We start from the raw sequence: 17,497 nt of genomic DNA, 5'->3' as shown, positions 1-17,497 counted from the left end.
AATTTTGTGGCGGGAAAAACTTAAGCGCCACTACCAACTAAAGTAAGATTCAACTGACGGCCACAAACCCAAGCCTTAGTTAAATCACTAATTACTTCTTGAGACATTCCCTTAGGCAAACGCACGGTAGAATGATCATCATGGATTTTCAGACCTGTAATATGACGGCTTTGTAAACCGGCTTCATTAGCAATTGCGCCAACGATATTACCAGGTTTCACACCATGGACTTTACCCACATCGATACGGAATAAGTCCTGTTCTGACGACTCACCATTAAATTTCTTACGATCATCACCAAAATTCTTGCGATCATCGCCAAAGCTCTTACGTTCACCAAAGCCTTTTTTATCACCAAAACTTCGGCGCTCATCTGAACGCGAAGACGAACGCTCAAATTTAGAACCGCAATCAGTGCGCCCTTCTCTTTCAGGGCGTGCGGGTTTAGGCAATGTATGCTCTTTTTGCTGCCACGGCATGTCTTTGTGCAATAATAAAGCTAAAGTTGCAGCAACATCCACCGCTGAAACCTCATGTTCTTTAATATACTCTTCAACAATTTTTCGATATGAGTGAATATTTTCATGTTCTAGACGCGCGGTAATATTTGCCATAAAACGTTGCTGTCTTGCTACTTGAATCATGTGATCATTAGGCACGTTTACCTTAGTTATTCGCTGACGTGTATGTCGCTCAACGCTGCTAATTAAACGTGATTCTTTGGGAGTTACAAACAATATTGCAACACCAGAACGTCCTGCTCTCCCAGTTCGACCAATACGATGGACGTAAGTTTCATTATCATGAGGTAAATCGTAGTTAATTACGTGGGTAACACGCTCAACATCCAATCCGCGTGCAGCAACATCCGTGGCAACTAAAATATCAATCGCACCTTGTCTAAACTGGGCAATAATACGTTCACGCAAGGCTTGTGTAATGTCACCATGGATTGCCATCGCCCGCAAACCTTGCTGTTGCAACAACTCAGCAACTTCTTCAGTGCTGCTCTTGGTACGTACAAAGACAATAACACCCTGATATTCTTCTACTGCTAATACACGCACTAATGCATCAGGCTTTTGGTGACCTGAAGCAAATAAGAAACGTTGCTCAATACTTTTTACCGTTGCAGTTTCTGAACGAATTTCAATAGATGCTGGATTATTCAAATAAGTATTGGCAATTTGGCGAATACGATGCGGCATGGTTGCTGAAAACAAGCCTATTTGTTTTTGTTCAGGCAATTTTGCCATAATGGTTTCGATGTCTTCAATAAAGCCCATACGTAACATTTCATCGGCTTCATCAAGAATAAAGGTTCGCAGATTACTTAATTGCAAGGTGCCTTTCTCAATATGATCCAGAATACGGCCTGGTGTACCAACAACAATTTGTGCACCTGCACGTAATTGCTTTAACTGACGACCATATTCTTGTCCGCCACATAAAGTAGCAACTTTAGTCCCATGTTGTCTGGCACTTAATAATTCAAATTGTTCTGCAACCTGGATGGCTAGCTCACGAGTAGGTGCTAAAATTAACGCCTGAGTGCCTTGCCCGTTCGGTGTTATTTTTTGCAAAATCGGTAAAGCAAATGCGGCTGTTTTACCGGTACCTGTTTGCGCCAAAGCAATCGCATCTCTCCCTTCTAAAAATAAAGGAATAGTTTGTGTTTGAATCGGTGATGGGGTAGTAAACTTCATGTCCTCCAATGCTTGATTAATCGCATCTGAAAAATTAAAGGAGGCAAAGTTTGTTATTTCTTGAGTCATAAAGTTCCTAATCGTGTAAAGCGTAACCTATAAAGGCTGGGTTATCTAAAATTTGCTCAGTATAATAACAAAATAAACAGAATTATGCACTATCTTTGTTAGATATAATTTAAATTATGGTTATAAAAAACACAAAATCAGCACGATTAGTAAGCTTGTTTTTTTCTAAAAAAGATAACAATCAAAAAGTTGCAGTTGTACCTTGTTAATGAGTAGATAAATGAAAAAAATAATGTTTATACAGGCTGGCGATTAAACCTTGGACTGAAGTATATACGAATATTCATTAATGCCCTAGCATCCATGCGGATGAGAGCAAAACTATTTTCCATACCCCACTCATTTAACACAACGTGTTCCGATTTAGATTTTGTTTTTATTCAATTCTTTTGGTACAGTCAGCTTGATTATCGATAATATTAAATAAAGGATTTTTATTATGAGCAATAGGGTGGTACTGAGTTTGTTGTTATTATTTTCCACGCCGATTATGGCAAGTGATGAAGCCATATCTCTACTACAAAAAAAAGGAGCTTCGGCTAATGAAGTAGAATTGGTAGTAAATGCAAAGGGACAGTCTTCCGGCATCTGCTCCAGCGCATTCCAAAACTGTACGATACGAATTGGTACAACGAGCTGCCTAAATCCCCCGGGAACAGTTACTATTACCCATAATTCTAAAATTAGCGCAAAAAATATAACCGCAGCGTCTGCCGATTCTAACTTTCTGAACTTTGTGGTGCAAAATAATGGTTGCCCCACGTCTCTATCTCCTGGTGCCAATTGCTCTATCTCGTTTATCACGAATACTTCCACCGCATTCTTAGTACCTAACGTTTCCGTAAAAGGAAGTAATACCAATGCTACTTTTTTTGATATCAATGCCATCCAATGCCCTAAAACCGGTAACCTAATCCCGGTTCCTGCAAGCCCCTTTGCTACGGGACTTCACCCCAGTGATATGGCAGTCAGTCCCAATAGCCAATTTCTCTATGTGACTGATTCTAATGGCACGGTTACAGGGTATCTGATTAATGCCAGTACTGGGGTCTTAACGACTATTGCTGGCAGCCCGTTTGCTGCAGGAAGTTATCCTACTGCAATTGCAGTAAGTCCAGATGGTCTGCGTGTCTATGTGGCTAACTCCGGAAGTAGTGATATTACGGCGTACAACATCAATCAAAGCACCGGTGCCTTGAGTCAGTTTAACACTTTTGCTGCAGGAAGCGGCCCTAGTGCTATAGCCATCAGTCCCAATGGCAAGTTTGTCTATGTAACTAATGCCAATGGCAATAATATTTATGCCTATACGCTTAATGCGACGACAGGTGTCTTAACCGATGTAGGTCACTTTGCAGTAGGATCACAGCCTGATGGGATAGCAGTAAGTCCAAATAATGAGTTTGTCTATGCAGTAAATCGTAATGGTTATACCATTTCAGCATTCACCATCGATGCAACTACAGGCCTTCTGACCCCAATTGCCGGTAGCCCCTTTGCCACAGGAACATACCCGACACGCATTATCGTAAGCCCCAACGGGCTGTTTGTCTACGTAGCCGCGAATAATGGTCCTGGCTATCAATATGATGACTCTATTTGGATATATGCGATTGACACAGGCTCCGGTGCCTTAACGGATGTGAGCCCAGTACCAATCATCACAGGAGCGGATGGTATTGCAATCGATCCAGACAACCTATTTGCCTATGCGACCCATTATCAGGATAATACCGTCGGCTCAGATAGTATTGATGCAGGAACAGGTGCATTAACCGTGACGGCGAATAGCCCCTTTGCCACAGGAGATGGCCCCACGGCGGTTGTGGTAACTCCGAATGGTAATTTTGTCTATGTAATCAATTACAATGACAGCACGGTTTCAGGATACGCTGCTGAGTAACACTGTATTTATTGCGCGCCAAGGAGATTAACAACCACGGCGCGTGGCTCTCTAGCGAGGTTCACGCATAGCCTACACTGGCCCCAAAGCTAATTCATAGATAGTTCTCCGCCCGAACGGATCGAGGAAAAGTAAGTTTTTACTCAATTTCTTATCCGAAACTGACGTTAAATTAAAGCGGCCAGGCGACACGCTTGATCAATGGCATGACGGGCATCCAACTCTAAAGCCTTATACGCCCCACCTATCAAATGCACTACTTTACCAGCTGCTTTTAGCGGCGCCTGTAATTCCGTAAGCTCAAGTTGTCCCGCACAGATAACCACATTATCTACGGCTAAAATTTGTGGGGTATCATTAATCCGCACATGCAAACCTTCATCATCAATACGCTCATAAATCACCCCTGAAATCATTTTTACCTGCTTATGTTTCAAACTTAAGCGATGGATCCAGCCCGTAGTTTTCCCTAAACGCTTACCCATTTTTTCTTTTTTACGTTGCAATAAATACACTTCGCGCGGACTTGGCGCAATGACGGGGGTTTTTATTCCACCACGGTATTCACCATGCACATCAATTCCCCATTCATCATAAAATTCTTCTTTGGAACTATGGGATTGGTTCGTTAAAAATTCAGCCACATCAAAACCAATACCACCAGCGCCAATAATCGCCACACGCGGGCCAATTTCTTTCTTACCGGTAATCACATCAAGATAACTCACTACTTTAGGATGCTCTATACCTTGTATCTCAGGGGTACGTGGTTTAATACCACTGGCTAAAACGACTTCATCAAATTCGGCTAATAGCGCCACAGTTGCTTCCGTGCGCAAATGGATCGCTACTTTATATTTCTGCAATTGGTAATTAAAATAATTCAAGGTATGCTGAAACTCTTCTTTACCAGGAATTTTTTTCGCTAAATTAAACTGCCCACCTATTTGCCCACCCTTTTCAAATAAGGTCACTTTATGTCCACGTTCCGCAGCAACCGCAGCAAAGGCAAGACCTGCAGGACCGGAGCCAACAACCGCAATGGATTTGGGATCATGAGTTTCTTCATAGATCAACTCAACTTCGTTACAGGCACGTGGATTAACCAGACAAGAAGCTGTTTTATTCACAAAAACCCGGTCTAGGCACGCTTGGTTACAGGCAATACAGATATTAATTGCCTCGGACTCACCTAATTTAGCTTTTTCAGCGAATTGCGGATCAGCGAGAAAAGGTCTAGCCATAGACACCATGTCGGCGACTCCAGACTCAATAAGCTTATTTGCCATTTCTGGTGTATTGATGCGGTTCGAAGTAATCAGCGGTATGTTTACTTCGGGTTTTAAATGTTTTGTTATCGTTGTAAAAGCAGCTTCCGGAACCATCGTGCCAATGGTTGGAATACGTGCCTCATGCCAGCCAATGCCCGTATTAATGATGGTTGCACCCGCCTTTTCAATTTCTTTGGCAAGGAGAACAACTTCCTCCCAACTACTGCCATCAGCAATTAAATCAAGCATAGATAAACGATAGACAATAATAAATTTTTCCCCCACGGCTTCACGCACACTGCGCACTACCTCAAGCGGGAAACGAATACGATTTTCATAACTGCCACCCCATTCATCCGTACGTTGATTGGTATGCGTGACAATGAATTGATTAATTAAATAGCCTTCGCTGCCCATGATTTCAATACCATCATAGCCAGCCAATTGCGCCAAACGTGCACAACGAGCAAAATGTTGAATGTTTTTTTTTATGCGATATTTGCTCATTACCCACGGTTTAAATGGGCTAATCGGCGACTTAATGCCGCTCGGTGCAACGATAAAGGGATGATACCCATAACGCCCGGCATGCAAAGCCTGGAGCAGAATTTTCCCTCCAGCATCATGCACAGTTTGCGTAATCAATTCATGTTTTTGTTGTTCTTTACTGTTTGTTAACTTCGCAGCAAAAGGTGCCAAACGACCCGCGCGATCTGGTGCAAAGCCACCGGTGGTAATTAAACCAACCCCACCCAATGCTCTTTCACGATAAAATTGTGCCAAGCGATTTAAATTGTTTTTGTCTTCTTCAAGACCGGTATGCATAGACCCCATTAATAAACGATTTTTTAACTGGGTAAAGCCTAAATCTAAAGGCTGAAACAAGGCTTTAAACGGGGTATTGTCCACTCTCAATTCCATGAGTATTCTCACTACAAACATCGAAATATAAAGTATAAACCTTGTCAGTACCTTTTCACAGAAAATATTTATTTATCCTAGAGGTTAGGACATCCTCACAAAAAATTACTATTCCGAAACGGCCGTCGTCGGACGAATTTGAAAACGATTTGCAATAAATGCGCCAAATAAAGTAATGCCACTGCCCAGCAAAGAAATCAATGAAGGCTGCTCGTTCAATAAGATAAAACCCAAGAAGGTGGATACAATAGGCAAAGCATATAAGGTCACCGAAGCATTAGACGCCGACAGGTATTTAAGCGCATAACCCCACGCTAAATAAGCAATTGCCGCGGGAAAAATCCCCATATAAACTACAGCCAAAGTTGTCTGCAAGTCAGCCGTTTGAATTTCTTGTATTAATGCCGGCGCAAACATCAATAGTAGTAAAGTCCCACCCCACATTACCCAAGAAATAATCGCTACTGGATGATATACACTGGCAAATTGCTTTTGAATAATAGTTAAAATAGCTCCCATCAATGCTGAAACAAGAATTGCCAGAATACCTTGTTGCATGCCCGGTTCTGAATTTTCACCAATAGCGAGCAAAACCAAACCCAAAACACTGATTAAAATACCCAGCCACACACCACGACTTAACTTTTCCTGCAAAAAAATGAGTGATAAGAGTACAGTTAGCACGGGCATTAAACCAATAATGAAACTAGCAATACCCGCTGAAACACTCAACTCCCCATAATTTAAACAAATATTATAAATACCGATCCCCGCCATCCCTGCGATTAATAATTGAATACGATCCTTCCAGGGAATTGGCTTCTTAATGCCGTGGCCATAATAAATAAGCGCCATAAACAATGAAGCAACGAGAAAACGCAAGAGCGCAAGACCACCAGGTGAGTATCCGGTTAAACCTATGCGAATACCAACAAAAGCCGAAGCCCATAAAACGATGGCAACAATAACGACGATACTCACTTTGAAAGACTGCATCATTTCATACCATGTGTAAAAAAAATGTACTACATAGTAACAGAATCCACGCCAGGCAACCACCCTATTGAATTCAATTTCGCAAAAAAATTTAATGAACAAACTGTACAAATATTGCCATGCGTGCTTTAATTAACTATGCTTATAAAGAGGGCTTATATGGGGATGATTTTATGAATGACCCTTTTTCTGCACTAAAAGACGCCTTGCAATCTGTTTTTCATTTGGAAGCAATGAGAAGTGGCAAGTATATTTATCCTGAAATTCAGCAATTAAAGCTCTCTCTAGACAATTTTCAGCCCAATAATAAACGAAGTTTTATTGAACTGCTTAAGGGAATAAGAGCGACTTTACCGCGTATTGAAAAATATATTGAAAAAGGACATATCAATTTTAATGCCATTAAAACATCCATTGATTCTTTAGCTAAAACGCTTAATTTACCACTTACCAATTGGGACAACTATTTATCTCATTCGAATCTATCACCAAAATTCCAATTCAATGATACCCGCAAAGAACTAGGCCTCTTACCCTGGCTGGTGGCAAAAGCAGGAAAAACAAGCACACGCCATAATGCCAATACACAAATTAGTTTACTGCTAGAATACAGAGACCATTTTGGCTTCAGTCAAAAATTAAGTGCGCATTTGAAAAAAGATCCAGAGTTCTTATTTCGACTTATTATGGAATCCGATAACAACTTTGCTCACATTGCTCATACACGCTTAGTGCTTTATTTAACCGATCAACAATTGGCTGAAGCCATCATCAAACATATTCCTCACTTTGTGCAAAACAATGCTAATCCTACAGCTCAAGCAGCGAAATTAGTTGATAAACTCAATGAAATATTATCCAACGGCCGCTCAGTATCAACCTTATTACGAAATGCGGAAGCAAAATTTATTCTCGATAGTTCCGAGCTTTTGCAAATATATCAAAATGGAGAAGCAGAGCAAGGGCATGTGTTAGCAGCGGCAACCCCTCCTTCTTCGCACGAAGATGGAGGGTTAAAACCAACATTATAATTACAAGTTAATCCAATAATCCTAATTCCTTAACCGCATCCCGCTCTTGTCTTAATTCATTTAGGGTTTTATTAAACATTTCTTGACCGAAGTCATTCATGGTTAAACCTTCAATCACTTTAAACTCACCGTTTTCGCGACGACAAGGAAATGAGAAAATTAAGCCTTTATCCACACCATACTCACCATCAGAATGACAACACATAGAGAACGACTCACCAGCAGGAGTATCCGTCACTAAATGATGCACCCCAGTAATCGCCGCATTAGCAGCAGAGGCAGCTGAAGAAAGTCCCCTTGCTTTAATGATTGCAGCGCCACGTTGTTGTACAGTAGAGATAAACGTATCTTTCAACCATGCTTCATCATTGATTACTTGAGCAGCAGAAATACCATTAATCTTGGCATTATAAAAATCAGGGTATTGGGTTGCAGAATGGTTACCCCATATGGTCATTTGACTTACGGCAGTAATATCAACGCCTGCTTTTTGCGCCAATTGCGTACGCGCTCTTAATTCATCCAAGGTAGTCATGGCGAAGAAGCGGTCATTAGGAATGTCTTTTGCTTGATGCATGGCGATTAAACAATTTGTATTGCACGGATTGCCTACGACAAACACCCGCACATCATCACTGGCATTATCATTAATTGCCATGCCTTGCTTGGTGAATATTCCACCATTGATTTTTAATAAATCGGAACGCTCCATACCTTGTTTACGAGGGACGGAGCCTACTAACACAGCCCAATTCACACCGTCCATTGCCTTATTTAAATCAGCAGTACATACGATACGTTTTAATAATGGGAACGCACAATCGTCCAGTTCCATAGCAACCCCTTCCAACGCAGGAAGAGCGGGCTCAAGCTCCAGTAAATTTAATTCCACATCAACGTTTGGACCAAACATTTGTCCAGAAGCGATGCGGAATAATAAAGCATAACCAATTTGTCCTGCAGCACCGGTAACGGCGACTCTAACTCGTTTATTTGCCATGTTTTATCCCCTTATTATTCGTTTTTCTTATTCATTTTTGTTACAAAACGCCTGCCATGATACTATTGCATTCCCAAACAAGCCAGTCTAAAAAAGTAATGATTCCTTTATCGTTGTATATTCATATTCCTTGGTGTATCCGCAAATGCCCTTATTGTGATTTTAATTCACATAAAAGCCCGGAAGTTTTACCTGAAGTCAATTATGTACAAGCACTTCTCGCGGACCTAAACGCCGATTTACTGCGCTTTAATGCACGAGAAATTAGCTCTATTTTCATCGGTGGCGGCACGCCCAGTCTTTTTTCAGCTGAGGCCTATAACTTATTATTTACCGAGCTAAAAAAAATACTTCCCTTTGCTTCAAATATTGAAATTACTATGGAAGCCAATCCTGGAAGCGTGGAGCAGCAACGTTTCACCGATTACCGTCAAATAGGCATTAATCGCTTATCCTTAGGCATTCAAAGCTTCAATCCCGAGCACTTAAAAGTACTCGGACGGGTCCATGATGCACAACAAGCACATCGAGCAATTGAATCCGCACGCAATGCCGGTTTTAACAACTTGAATCTGGATATTATGCATGGATTGCCTAAACAAAGCATCGCACAAGGGATAGAGGATTTACGCACTGCCTTATCCTATCGACCAGAACATTTTTCCTGGTACCAATTAACCATAGAGCCAAATACGGTTTTTTACAAAGAAAATCCCCCCTTACCTTCTGAAGATGAAGCCTATTTTCTCGAAGAGCAGGGATTTGCCTTATTAAAAGAAGCAGGCTTTACTCGTTATGAAATTTCTGCCTTTGCAAAACCAAATAAACAAGCCCGCCATAATTTGAATTATTGGTTATTTGGCGACTACTTTGGCATTGGCGCCGGCGCACATGGAAAATTAACCACCACAACCGAGATATTAAGGACTCGTAAACACCGCCAACCCAAAGACTATCTAGATGTAGCCAAGCCCTTTCTAGCCAATATAGAGCTGGTTGATACCAAGGAATTACTCTTTGAATTTATGTTAAATACTACGCGCTTAGAACAAGCCATTCCCTTGGAATTATTTACAGAAAGAACAAGATTGCCCATAGATCTTCTATTAACGCAACTTAAAATTGCTGAACAAAAAAAGCTAATTAGCCTCAGCGAAACACATTGGCAAGTAACGAGCCTCGGCAGAAGATATACCAATAACCTCCAAGAGTTATTCTTGCCTTAAATCGCCAAACCACGGCAGCGAGGCAAGACAAATGCCCCTTCGCTTCTGGCATAGACATCAAGCTAAGCTCTATGTCCATGGGAAAAGATGGTACGAAACAACGGATGAACGTGTTAATGGAAGCACTTATACTTAGTGGCTATACCCTCTAGCCACTTGCCTGAAAATAAAGATTCATTAATAATAGATTACTTTCCGAAAAAGGGGCACTCGGTGATTCTATCTATACTCTTAGTAATTCTTGCTTATTTAATGGGTTCGATCTGCTCAGCAGTCATCGTCTGTAAAATGTTTTCCCTACCCGATCCACGCACCGAAGGTTCAAAAAATCCTGGTGCCACAAACGTGTTGCGCCTGGCGGGGAAAAAATATGCGGTTCTAGTACTCGTCACCGACCTTCTTAAGGGAACAATTCCTGTACTCATCGCCAAGATATTTATAACTGACCCCATGGCTATTGGGTTTGTTGCCTTAGCTGCAGTTATTGGGCATATGCACCCTGTTTTCTTCGGCTTTAAAGGCGGAAAAGGAGTTGCTACCGCAATAGGTGCCCTTTTAGGCTTCCAATTCATAGTGGGCGTCATGGTTGCCGGAACGTGGTTAATCGTCGCACGTGTTACACGCTTCTCTTCTTTAGCGTCTTTAATTTCAATTTGCTTATCCCCCTTCTATGCTCTGGCCATTATCAGCAATATAGAAGTGATTCCCCCACTGTTCTTAATGGCGCTATTAATTGCTATCAAACATAAAAATAACATTTACCGTCTTATTGACAAGACCGAACCCAAGATTCAATTAACGCAGCGCAGTGTCCTTGATGAAGTAATGGATGATGAGCCAGACGCCACTTATGCTCCTGCACCTATGCCCATAGTGAAAGAAAAAATAGTCTATGAAGTAGAACCGACTGTAACCAAGAAGCCTGTAGCAACCAAAGCCGAAAAAAAGCCAGTAACTAAAGCAAAAGCCTCTAAAAAACCAACGGTTAAAACAGACAATGCCGAGCAAAAAGAAAAATCGGCTAAAAAAACCGCCCCCAAAAAAGCAAAAGTAACTAAGCTCAAAGAAGAAAAATAATGCCCTTGCTTCCTGGCACCAATCCTCACAATCAAATGTAGGTTGGTGTTGCACTTTGCGAAACGCAACAACGGAGCGAGGCCACCGCCATAGCGTTGGGCCGACTTTGGCCCAACCGATGAACTAAAGCACGTATTAAGCCAAAGGCCAACGTGCTTTAACCTCAACGCCAATACTTAAATCCTTCTCACCATTTAACATGCGCAAACAACCGGCATAGGCAACCATAGCCCCATTATCAGTACAATATTCCAGAGCAGGAAAATAAATCTCGCCATCAAGGCTATCCATCCAGTCCCGTAAAGCAAGACGCAAGGCTTTATTAGCCCCCACCCCACCCGCAACGACTAAACGTTTACATCCTGCTTCTTGCACGGCGCGTTTGCACTTAATAATTAAGGTTTCAATGACTGCCAACTGAAATGCTTTAGCAATTTCGGAACATGCCCGCTCATCCTTCGCACTTTGATTCCAAGTAGTTAATGAATGGGTCTTTAAACCACTAAAACTAAAGTCCAAGCCCGGCCTATCGGTCATCGGGCGCGGGAAACGATAAGGTGTTGTCTCACATTGATCAGCAAGAGCCGCAAGTACTGGGCCACCAGGATAAGGAATTCCCATCAATTTAGCCGTTTTATCAAAAGCCTCCCCTACCGCATCATCCAAGGTATCACCCAAAAGACGATATTCACCTAAGGCTCTAACTTCGATCAACTGGCAATGTCCACCGGAAACTAAAAGTGCAATAAAAGGAAAGTCTAGCGAAGGGGTTTCCATTTTGGCGGCTAATAAATGCGCTTCCAAATGGTGCACCGCCAAAGCGGGAATATTCAAGGCATAAGCAAGGCTTTTAGCAAAACAAGAACCAACAAGCAAAGCCCCAATCAACCCAGGCCCTGCGGTATAAGCGATGCCATGCAAGGCTTTTTTATCAAGACTTGCTTGTTGTAAAACCTCGTTCATCAACGGAATCAAGTAATTGACATGATCACGCGAGGCAAGCTCAGGCACAACACCACCGTGTATCCGATGCGTGTCAATTTGCGAATGCAATGCGTGAGCCAACAATCCTGCATCCGAATCATAAATAGCTATCCCTGTTTCATCACAAGAGGATTCAAAACCTAATACCAACATGACAAACCTGATAAAAATAAATCAACTGCAGATTATAACACAGAGTGCTACTAATGTAGTCTTTATGGCTAGGAAGCAAAATGATTACTTGCTTGCACCCGTAGGCCAGCAAAAAATAAGTTCTTTTCTAAATAGATTCCTTTAATAAATATGTTTTAATATTAGTCATCTTTATGAGCTTAATTAAAGACTATTGCCTATACTTAATGAACTCTATTTAATCAACAAGAGCCCCATTAAAAATAATTTCTTGTTATAAGCTTGACGAGTGCTTCAACTAGCACTAGAATTGCCCACCTATTGAGATCAAATTACTAGAGGATTATTTTAATGCCTACAGTTCGCGTCAAAGAAGGCGAAAACCCAGAATACGCACTGCGCCGTTTCAAGCGCTCATGTGAAAAAGCCGGTATCTTAACCGAGCTACGCCGTCGTGAATTTTATGAAAAACCAACTGCTGAGCGCAAGCGCAAACAAGCCGCTGCAGTAAAACGTCACCTGAAGAAAATTTCTCGCGATACTTCTTCACGACAAGGTACAAAGCACCGACGTAAATAGGATTTTCATCCTGTATTATTTACCAAGGTCACATTTATGTGGCCTTTTGGTATTTGTACAAATCCCAGTTCCTTAACCTCTAAGCCTAAGGATTAAATCATGACTATTAAAGAACGTCTCACTAATGACATCAAAGACGCAATGCGTGCCAAAGATAAAAATCTGTTAACCACATTACGTTTAATCACTGCCGCAGTGAAACAAATTGAAGTTGATGAGCGTATCGAAGTCGATGAAGAGCGTATGCTGGCTATTCTGGATAAAATGAGCAAACAACGTAAAGAATCCATCACTCAATTTGAAAAAGCAAACCGCGAAGATTTAGTTGCCCAAGAACAATTTGAATTGTCTATTCTCAGCAAATATTTGCCTGAACCCTTATCAGCAGCAGAAATTGAGCAATTGGTTAATGATGCCATCGCCTCAACAGGCGCTGAAAAAATGGCTGATATGGGTAAGGTCATGGCGCAATTAAGGCCAAGCCTCCAAGGTCGCGCCGATATGGCTCAAGTTAGTGCTCTGATTAAGGCAAGGTTAAACTAGGATAGCCATGTCTGGCTTAATCCCACAGTCGTTCATTGATGAGATCCTGCAACGCACTGATCTAGTTGAATTAGTTGATAGCTTCGTTCCGCTGAAAAAAAGGGGAACGAGCCACATTGCGTGTTGTCCTTTTCACAATGAAAAGTCACCTTCTTTTAACGTAGTTGCCAAAAAACAGTTTTATCATTGCTTCGGCTGTGGTGCCTCAGGAAATGCCATTAGCTTTGTTATGAATTACCTCAATCAAGGATTCATTGACGCGATTGAAACTCTGGCAACACGTTTAGGTTTAACTGTGCCGCGTGATGGCCAAGCTGAAAAAAATAACGCATCGCAAGATCTCTATAAACTATTATCTGCGATTAGCCTTTATTATCAGAAACAACTAAAACATGAAGGACAACTTGCCATTAATTATTTACGCGGTAGAGGCCTAAGTGGTGACATAGCCAAATTATACCAATTAGGCTATGCGAACGAAGGTTGGCATAATCTGGAAAAAGCATTTCCTCGCAATCAGCGCGACTTAATTACTACAGGCATGCTGATTAAAAATGACGAAGGAAAAATTTATGATCGCTACCGAAATAGGGTAATGTTTCCTATTCATGACCGTCATGGACGTATTATTGGTTTTGGCGGACGTGTTTTAAGTGCAGATCAAAAACCTAAATACCTCAACTCGCCCGAAACCGTTATCTTTCAAAAAAGCAGAGAACTTTACGGTCTCCATCAGATTCTGAGTCAAAAAAAATCGCCTGAATACATTATTATTGTTGAAGGCTATATGGATGTCATCGCTTTGGCCCAGCATGGCATCATGAATGCAGTGGCTACTTTAGGCACAGCAACCAGCACCTACCATATTCAACTTCTGGCCAAACATACCAAGGCATTATTTTTTTGCTTTGATGGGGATAATGCCGGAAGACAAGCTGCATGGCGCGGTCTTGAAAGCAGCTTGCCACAGCTACATCAAGGGCTCGATGCCAGCTTCATGTTTTTACCCGATGGTCACGATCCAGACAGCTTAGTCAGAGCGGAAGGCAAAGAGAATTTTTTAAATCGCTTGAAACAAGCAACGCCCCTGCATCGTTTTTTCCTGGACACCTTAGCCAAAGACATTAACCTACGTAATCCTGCAGGAAAAACACAATTAATTAATGTAACAAAACCCTTATTACAAAAAATAAATGAAGGTTCCTATAAGCAATTACTCATTGATGATCTGGCGCGCATGACGCATATAGAAAGCCACCGCTTAAATCAATTAATTAGTGACCAACAAGTGACACAAGCTCCAGCAGTAACCCAAGAGAAACCCAAAACCGCGCTTACACGTACCCCCATGCGCATTGCCGTTGCCCTACTCTTACAAAATCCAGAAATATATACTAAGAGTATTGAACAAATTGATCTAAATGCGCTAAATACAAAAGAACATGAGATTTTACTCAAATTACTGCAACAACTTGCAGCAAATCCCAAAACCAATACTGCGTCCTTAATTGAAACATGGCGTGATCATCATTATTTTGAATTCATCAATAGATTAGCAGCTTGGAACCATCAAGTACCCGAGCAAGAATTAGTCAAAGAATTTATTGATATCATTATTTTTTTGCAAAAACAAAACCAGGAATTAATTATTCGACAGTTGATCGATAAATCACGTCAACAAGGACTAACTGAAACCGAACGGTTGCATTTGCAAAAAATGTTGCAGGAAAGACATGTATAAAAATAAAAAAAATCAGCTACTCCACGCCTGGCGCGGAGTAGAACAAATCAGAGCAAATAGTTCAATAAACCACTGGCATGTTCCATCGAGCCAGTCTATAATTAGAACATTTTGTAACGCTTAATTGTCCTTAAAAGAAGTGCCTATGACCATGAATGACCAAGAACAGCAAAGCTCACAGATAACCAAAGTCATTAGCCTAGGGAAAGAACAAGGTTATTTGACCTACAGTCAAATCAATGACTTATTGCCTAATATTGTTGATACAGAACATTTTGATGTCATTATCAGCATGCTAGAAGGCATGAACATTAAAGTATTTGAACTCCCGCCAGGCGATGACGAATTAGCCCTTCTGCTCAATACCGAAGAAGTGCCTGATATCGAAGAAGCAGCAATGGTTCTTGCATCTGTGGACAAAGAAACCGGGCGGACTACAGACCCTGTGCGCATGTATATGCGTGAAATGGGTACTGTTGAGTTATTAACCCGCGAAGGCGAAATCCGCATTGCGAAACGCATTGAAGAAGGGATTTATCAAGTTCTTAAATCCTTGGCTCATTATCCAGAAACAGTACAATTGGTTCTCGATGATTATGAACGCTTTATTGCGCAAGAAATTCGCCTCAATGAAATCATTAGTGGCTTTGCTGATTCTGACGAAGAAATGGCTCCTGCGGCTAATATCGGCTCTATGCTTGACGAATCACAACAAGATGAACTCATCTTGGCTAATGATGATGAAGACGAAGATGGCGAAGGCGGCATCGCTGAAGTTGATGATGGCCCCAACCCTGAACAAGCCAAAGCTTATTTTGACGAACTACGTGAATGTTTTAATGCCGCCATGGTTGTATTAAAAGAGCACGGCAGAACGCATGCAAAAACGAATAAATCGCTGGAAGCAATGTCAGATTCATTCTTAAAGCTGAAACTAACATCCAGACAAGTGGATCGCTTAACCCGCCATTTCCGCCAGTTACGTAACCACATTCGTGAATTTGAACGCAGCATTATGCGCCTGTGTATTGAAAAAGCACGCATTCCTCGCAAGCTGTTCATTGACACCTTCCCTGGTCAAGAAACGGATCTGGAATGGTTAAACAACATTATTGCGAAACATGCGAAAAAACTTGATATGAGTCGTATTTCCGAATACACCGAAGAAATTTTACGCATTCAATCACGTCTGGTTTCGTTTGAAGTAGAATACGGCTTAACGATTGGTGAGATTAAAGACATCAACCGTAAAATGTCTATTGGCGAAGCAAAAGCACGCCGCGCCAAGAAAGAAATGGTTGAAGCAAACTTACGTTTGGTAATTTCAATTGCGAAAAAATACACCAACCGTGGCCTACAATTCCTTGATTTAATTCAAGAAGGCAACATCGGTTTGATGAAAGCTGTTGATAAATTTGAATACCGCAGAGGTTACAAATTCTCAACTTACGCAACCTGGTGGATTAGACAAGCGATTACACGTTCGATTGCCGACCAAGCACGTACGATTCGTATTCCAGTGCATATGATTGAGACCATTAATAAACTCAATCGTATTTCCAGACAAATTCTGCAAGAAACAGGCCGTGAAGCAACACCTGAAGAATTAGCAGAAAAAATGGAATTGAGCGAAGATAAAATTCGCAAAGTACTGAAAATTGCGAAAGAACCTATTTCCATGGAAACCCCTGTTGGTGATGATGATGATTCACACCTAGGCGATTTTATTGAAGACAATAACATCGAATCACCAATCGACATGGCGACTGCAGAAGGTCTACGCGAAGCAACTTTAGAAATCTTGGAAACCTTAACCCCAAGAGAAGCAAAAGTACTGCGCATGCGTTTTGGTATCGAAATGAATACCGACCACACTCTGGAAGAAGTAGGTAAACAATTCGACGTAACCCGTGAACGTATTCGTCAAATTGAAGCAAAAGCACTCCGCAAACTACGCCACCCTTCCCGCTCAGAGAAACTGCGAAGTTTTCTCGAAGGTGACGAAGGTTAACGTAGGTTGGGTCATTTGACCCAACAACCAATCTCTTGCATTACAGACAGTGCAACTAATGAATACAACTGCTGGGTCACACAGCCCAACAGTCGTGTTCATTGATTAGAAAATTAACAACCTAAAAAAAAATGATAATCAAAAGTTACAAAAAACTGGAACAAAAAGTAAATTAAGTTTAAAATAACCTCCTCTTCGGGCCCATAGCTCAGTTGGTTAGAGCAGCGGACTCATAATCCGTTGGTCCTAGGTTCAAGTCCTAGTGGGCCCACCAATTTAGACCTTTAAAATCAATAAGTTAAGTTGA

General features: G+C 41.4%; 13 protein-coding genes and 1 tRNA gene. 9 read left to right on the top strand and 5 right to left on the bottom strand.

Going from position 1 to position 17,497, the window contains the following annotated elements:
• Window positions 1–20: 20 nt before the first annotated feature.
• A complete protein-coding gene (locus LDG_RS07080) occupies window positions 21–1,775 on the bottom strand; it encodes a DEAD/DEAH box helicase (RefSeq protein ID WP_006870555.1) in 1,755 nt (584 codons plus the stop codon).
• Window positions 1,776–2,214: 439 nt separating this feature from the next.
• Between LDG_RS07080 and LDG_RS18920 the strand changes: the two genes are divergently transcribed.
• Window positions 2,215–3,678: a lactonase family protein gene (locus LDG_RS18920; RefSeq protein WP_083821395.1), complete on the top strand. Its 1,464-nt coding sequence runs from the start codon at window positions 2,215–2,217 to the stop codon at window positions 3,676–3,678.
• A 167-nt stretch (window positions 3,679–3,845) separates the two neighbouring features.
• Here the strand turns inward: LDG_RS18920 and LDG_RS07065 are convergent, their stop codons facing one another.
• Both LDG_RS07065 and LDG_RS07060 read right to left on the bottom strand, forming a co-directional pair.
• Complete coding sequence (locus LDG_RS07065; RefSeq protein WP_040534792.1) at window positions 3,846–5,870, bottom strand: NADPH-dependent 2,4-dienoyl-CoA reductase; 2,025 nt, start codon at window positions 5,868–5,870, stop codon at window positions 3,846–3,848.
• 108 nt (window positions 5,871–5,978) lie between these two features.
• Window positions 5,979–6,869, bottom strand: a complete 891-nt coding sequence (locus LDG_RS07060; RefSeq protein ID WP_006870551.1) for a DMT family transporter — start codon at window positions 6,867–6,869, stop codon at window positions 5,979–5,981.
• A gap of 170 nt (window positions 6,870–7,039) precedes the next feature.
• On the opposite strand from LDG_RS07060, the gene LDG_RS07055 reads away from it, so the two are divergent.
• The gene (locus LDG_RS07055; RefSeq protein ID WP_050805533.1) at window positions 7,040–7,897 is read left to right on the top strand and encodes a hypothetical protein; all 858 of its coding nucleotides are present in this window, start codon (window positions 7,040–7,042) and stop codon (window positions 7,895–7,897) included.
• Window positions 7,898–7,904: 7 nt separating this feature from the next.
• Here LDG_RS07055 and LDG_RS07050 read toward each other — a convergent pair whose 3' ends face one another.
• Complete coding sequence (locus LDG_RS07050; RefSeq protein WP_006870549.1) at window positions 7,905–8,897, bottom strand: malate dehydrogenase; 993 nt, start codon at window positions 8,895–8,897, stop codon at window positions 7,905–7,907.
• A gap of 98 nt (window positions 8,898–8,995) precedes the next feature.
• Here LDG_RS07050 and hemW point away from each other — a divergent pair, with 98 nt between their 5' ends.
• Window positions 8,996–10,123: a radical SAM family heme chaperone HemW gene (hemW, locus tag LDG_RS07045; RefSeq protein WP_040534900.1), complete on the top strand. Its 1,128-nt coding sequence runs from the start codon at window positions 8,996–8,998 to the stop codon at window positions 10,121–10,123.
• A gap of 213 nt (window positions 10,124–10,336) precedes the next feature.
• Window positions 10,337–11,200 (top strand): glycerol-3-phosphate 1-O-acyltransferase PlsY, encoded by an 864-nt coding sequence (plsY, locus tag LDG_RS07040; RefSeq protein WP_040534790.1) that lies wholly within the window; start codon window positions 10,337–10,339, stop codon window positions 11,198–11,200.
• Window positions 11,201–11,335: 135 nt separating this feature from the next.
• Here the strand turns inward: plsY and tsaD are convergent, their stop codons facing one another.
• Window positions 11,336–12,337, bottom strand: a complete 1,002-nt coding sequence (gene tsaD, locus LDG_RS07035; protein ID WP_006870546.1) for a tRNA (adenosine(37)-N6)-threonylcarbamoyltransferase complex transferase subunit TsaD — start codon at window positions 12,335–12,337, stop codon at window positions 11,336–11,338.
• A gap of 330 nt (window positions 12,338–12,667) precedes the next feature.
• Here tsaD and rpsU point away from each other — a divergent pair, with 330 nt between their 5' ends.
• From rpsU to LDG_RS07010, 5 genes are all read left to right on the top strand, one after another.
• Window positions 12,668–12,895 carry a 30S ribosomal protein S21 gene (gene rpsU / locus LDG_RS07030; protein WP_006870545.1) on the top strand — a complete coding sequence of 76 codons (228 nt, stop codon included), beginning with the start codon at window positions 12,668–12,670 and terminating at the stop codon, window positions 12,893–12,895.
• Window positions 12,896–12,994: 99 nt separating this feature from the next.
• Window positions 12,995–13,438, top strand: coding sequence for a GatB/YqeY domain-containing protein (locus LDG_RS07025; RefSeq protein ID WP_006870544.1), 444 nt, complete (start codon window positions 12,995–12,997; stop codon window positions 13,436–13,438).
• 7 nt (window positions 13,439–13,445) lie between these two features.
• The gene (dnaG, locus tag LDG_RS07020; protein WP_040534787.1) at window positions 13,446–15,179 is read left to right on the top strand and encodes a DNA primase; all 1,734 of its coding nucleotides are present in this window, start codon (window positions 13,446–13,448) and stop codon (window positions 15,177–15,179) included.
• A gap of 145 nt (window positions 15,180–15,324) precedes the next feature.
• A complete protein-coding gene (gene rpoD, locus LDG_RS07015) occupies window positions 15,325–17,190 on the top strand; it encodes an RNA polymerase sigma factor RpoD (protein ID WP_006870542.1) in 1,866 nt (621 codons plus the stop codon).
• A 197-nt stretch (window positions 17,191–17,387) separates the two neighbouring features.
• Window positions 17,388–17,464, top strand: a tRNA-Ile gene (locus tag LDG_RS07010).
• Window positions 17,465–17,497 lie beyond the last annotated feature (33 nt).

This window comes from Legionella drancourtii LLAP12, from assembly GCF_000162755.2.
In the GTDB taxonomy this organism is placed as follows: domain Bacteria; phylum Pseudomonadota; class Gammaproteobacteria; order Legionellales; family Legionellaceae; genus Legionella; species Legionella drancourtii.
Note: the sequence above shows the minus strand (reverse complement) of the source record. Positions and strands in the feature narration are given on the sequence as shown.